General features: G+C 37.2%; 2 protein-coding genes and 1 pseudogene. 2 read left to right on the top strand and 1 reads right to left on the bottom strand.

Annotated elements, in window-relative coordinates; translation table 11 throughout:
- Both ACJMMI_RS06425 and ACJMMI_RS06420 read left to right on the top strand, forming a co-directional pair.
- Nucleotides 1-222, top strand: a pseudogene (locus ACJMMI_RS06425) (ABC transporter ATP-binding protein); the annotation flags it as partial.
- A 34-nt stretch (nt 223-256) separates the two neighbouring features.
- Nucleotides 257-2,506: an ABC transporter permease gene (locus ACJMMI_RS06420; protein ID WP_405354380.1), complete on the top strand. Its 2,250-nt coding sequence runs from the start codon at nt 257-259 to the stop codon at nt 2,504-2,506.
- A gap of 498 nt (nt 2,507-3,004) precedes the next feature.
- Here ACJMMI_RS06420 and bsh read toward each other — a convergent pair whose 3' ends face one another.
- Nucleotides 3,005-3,979 carry a choloylglycine hydrolase gene (bsh, locus tag ACJMMI_RS06415; protein WP_405354379.1) on the bottom strand — a complete coding sequence of 325 codons (975 nt, stop codon included), beginning with the start codon at nt 3,977-3,979 and terminating at the stop codon, nt 3,005-3,007.
- Between the last annotated feature and the right edge of the window lie 169 nt (nt 3,980-4,148).

Genomic DNA, 4,148 nt, shown 5'->3' with positions numbered 1-4,148 from the left:
CTTTGTGATGAGCCTACAGGTGCGTTGGATTATAAAACTTCAAAGGATATTTTAAAGCTGATTGAAACTATTAATCAGAAGTATGGCAACACAGTAATTATTGTTACTCATAATGACGCTATCAAGCTTATGGCGGATAAGGTTATAAAGCTTAGGGACGGCAATATTCGTAAGGAATACGAAAACGAGGAAAAAGTAAACGCAGAAGAGCTTGACTGGTAAGAGCAGCTATAATAAGTCAATAGGAGATGAATTTATGAAAAATCCGCTTAATAAGCGACTGCCGCGAGAGCTTAAAAGTGATATTGGCAAATACATTGTAATTTTTGTATTTTTAGTGGCAACAATCGGTCTTGTGTCGGGCTTTCTTGTTGCAGGCACAAGTATGAAAACTGCCTTTGATGAAAGCTTTGATAAAAATAATATTGAGGACGGCTACTTTGTGCTTGATTCAAAGATTACCGATGACCTCAGCAAAAAGCTTGAAGATGAGGATTTAAAGCTTTACGAGAATTTCTATAAGGAAGAAACCTGCAAGGACGCAACCTATAGAATTTATAAAAACCGAAGTGATGTTGATAAAATCGAACTGTTTGACGGCGAATTTCCAAAAAACGATAACGAAATCGTACTCGACAGACTTTTCAGCGAAAACAACAGCATTGAAATCGGCGACAAGGTAACTTTTGACGGCAAGGACTACAATGTCAGCGGATATGTTGCTTTTTCAGATTATACGGCATTGTTTAAAAATAATGCCGATATGATGTTTGACGCTCAGAATTTTACAGTTGCAACTGTAACCGATAATGCTTTTAAAGAAATTTCTGATAAGCATTTGAATTACTGCTATTCATTTATCTTTAACGATACATCGCTTTCAGAACAGGAAAAGCACGATAAATGCAATGATATAAAAGAATTGATTGCTAAAAATGCAGTTATGAATAATTTTGTAGCTGAGCCTGATAATCAGGCAATTCATTTTTCGGGTGATGATATTGGTTCGGATACCTCAATGATGATTACACTTTTGTATATTGTCATTGCTATTATGGCATTTGTGTTTGCTGTTACAACTTCAAATACTATTGAAAAAGAGTCGGCGGTTATCGGCACTCTCAGAGCCTCAGGCTATACAAGGGGTGAGCTTTTAAGACATTATCTGCTTTTGCCGGTAGTGGTTACACTTATTGGTGCTGTGCTTGGCAATATTCTCGGTTACACTGTATTTAAAGATGTAATCGCAGAAATTTACTACGGAAGCTATAGCCTTGGTCCATATGTTACATTGTGGAACGGATATGCGTTTGTTATTACAACCGTTGTGCCTTGCATAATTATGGTGGTTGTAAATATTTTCATTCTCAGCAAAAAGCTTTCGCTTTCACCGCTTAAATTTTTACGCCGTGACCTTTCTAAAAAAGAAAAGAAAAAGGTTGCAAAGCTGCCCGATTTCAGTTTTATGACAAGGTTCAGACTGCGTGTTATTTTCCAGAATAAATCAAGCTATATTGTACTTTTTGTGGGAATATTGTTTTCAAATTTAATTTTGATGTTCAGTCTTATGCTGCCTCCGTTACTTGATAATTTTAAGGCAGAGGTAATTGACAATATGATTTGCGATTATCAGTATATTTTGAAAGTACCTGCCGAAACTAAGACTGAGGGTGCGGAAAAATACGCTGTTACAACTCTTGAAACTGATTTTGAAAATTCTGACACCGCAGATGAAATCACAGTATTCGGCGTTGATAAGGACTCAAAATATGTAGATGCAGGCTTTGTTGACAGAAACTCGATTTATGTTTCAGAGGGAGTTTTGGAAAAATTCGGCTTAAAGGTCGGCGATAATCTCAATCTCAAGACTAAGTATGATGACAATACCTATCGCTTTACAATAAGCGGAACTTATAAATATCCCGCATCTTTGGCTGTGTTTATGGATATTGAAAATTTTAGAAACGAGTTTGACAAGCCTGACAATTATTTCAGCGGATATTTTTCTGATAAAGAAATAACAGATATTGAAGATGATTACATAGCAAGTGAAATTACTCAAAAGGATTTGACAGTAATTTCCGATCAGATGACAGACTCAATGGGCGGAATGTTCCCGTTGGTTACTGCATTCTCGGTATTGCTCTATATGATGCTTGTATATTTGCTTTCTAAAATCATAATTGAAAAGAACGCAAATTCGGTTTCAATAGTCAAAATTCTCGGCTACCAAAACGGCGAAATCACACGCCTGTATATTCTCTCAACGGCAATCGTAGCAATTTTGTCGGTAATAATCAGTCTGCCTGTTTGCTACCTTTTAATGAAGTGGATATATGGAGTACTGATAAGCAGCTTCTCGGGTTGGCTTACATTCTACATTGAACCTATGGTTTATGTAAAAATGCTCTTCTTTGGTATTGTGGCATACGCAGTTGTGGGTGCTTTGCAATTCTTAAAAATCAAGAAAATACCGATGGAAGAGGCACTCAAAAACGCAGAATAAAAAAACAGACCGGTGCATTTGTGCCGGTCTGTTGCTTTTGTTTTGGGTTCTGTTTTTAATGTTGGGGTAATGTTGATAAATTATAGTTTAGCAAAGGTCGGGAAATTTCGTTTGAACTATCGCAAGCTTTATACTCGAAAATAAAAATTTGGTCAACCTTTTTCAAAGGTTGTGGGTGTGGGCAAAGCCCACAAATACTTTAAGTTTATGCAAAATTCTGAATAGCCAAACAGCTTGCTGTTTGGCGGCTTGAACAAAATAGCGAAAGCCTTATAGTTGCGATAGCAACACAAAATAGAAAAGTTATTCTTTTTTCTATTTATAAATTATTTCTTATTAAAAGGCTGTTGCCTGTTTGTGTCTGAAAATTTGCAATGAAAACAGCTTTCTTGGGCTTTGCCCAAACCCACGAGCCTTTAAAAAGGCTCGACCTAAATTTTTTGTTAATTATCCAAAGCTTTCCGCTAAACAATAATTCCCCCAATATTGAAAAAGAACTTAGTTTTGAAAATTAATGTGTTGTTCTGTGATTACAGGATAGCGTATAAGCTCGGTGCTGTCAAGATTTTCTTTGTTCATATCAACCGCAGAGATTTGATGGTTTTCATAAGTGTTGTAGTAGTAAATTCCCTTTGTTGCGTTGCAGCAGGAGGTGTAAATTGTAATTTCGTACTTTCCTTCTGTAACCTCACAACAGCCTCGCTGCTGATCTACTGAGCCGAGAATATGGAAAAACTGGCTCACGCTTGCGTTCTCGGTATCGGCAGAAATGCTGTTCATCTTTGTAAATGCAACCCTTGCAAATCGAGAGGCAGAGGAGAGGTCGCCGGGCAACCCTAAGGCACCCATTCCTCGGCTGTAGGAGTTAAGATTAAGTCCTTTTGCAAAGCTGTTTTGCGGTTGTTTTGGAGAGAGTGACATATAATTGTTGAGTATAAACATCTGCGTTTCAAACGGCGGATTATTTGTAAGCACACCCACCGGATTATCATAAATATGCAGTCCATCTGCCATTGATTCAACAGTTATAGCCTGAGTTTCATCTGCAATTATCCAATGCAGTTGGGCGGTAGGAAGCTTTTCGTTAAACGGCGTACCTGTGAGATTGAGGTTTGCAAGCAAGCTTTTGGCATCGTTTACATTGGCACATTTGCTAAGAATATATGGGATAAATTCGTACTGAGCCACATTTTCTTTGCCAAAAACAGGCTCAGCGTATACGGCGTTTCCCACAAAATTAAGACCTGCCATACCAAGACCATTTTCGTTTATTGCGTCATAGTAAAGCGGATACTCACCGGCAATATGAGCCATTCCGATTATAGCATAGTGAGAATTGCAGGCAGTGGTGTGGCGAAAGTTAAGGGGATAATTGCGAGGTGTGATTGCGATTTCATCACCATATGAAAATTCGTAGTCAAGAGTTCGTCCAAAATAAAAATCTTTGGTTTTGTATGTTGCGGCAGTACACATATAAAAACCTCCTTATAGTAGTTTTAGCGTAAAATTTAACAATATGTATTTTGTGCAAAAGATAGATTCTGTTTTAAATGTTGGAGTGAAATTGATAAATTATGATTTTTCTTGCGAGAAGATAGTTTGTAAAATAATAATTTATTGTTCTCGACAATGACTAAGTAAC

Origin of the sequence: Ruminococcus sp. (assembly GCF_045129435.1) — a bacterium.
Classification (GTDB): Bacteria; Bacillota; Clostridia; order Oscillospirales; family Acutalibacteraceae; genus Ruminococcoides.
This window is presented reverse-complemented; position numbering and strand designations above follow the sequence as displayed.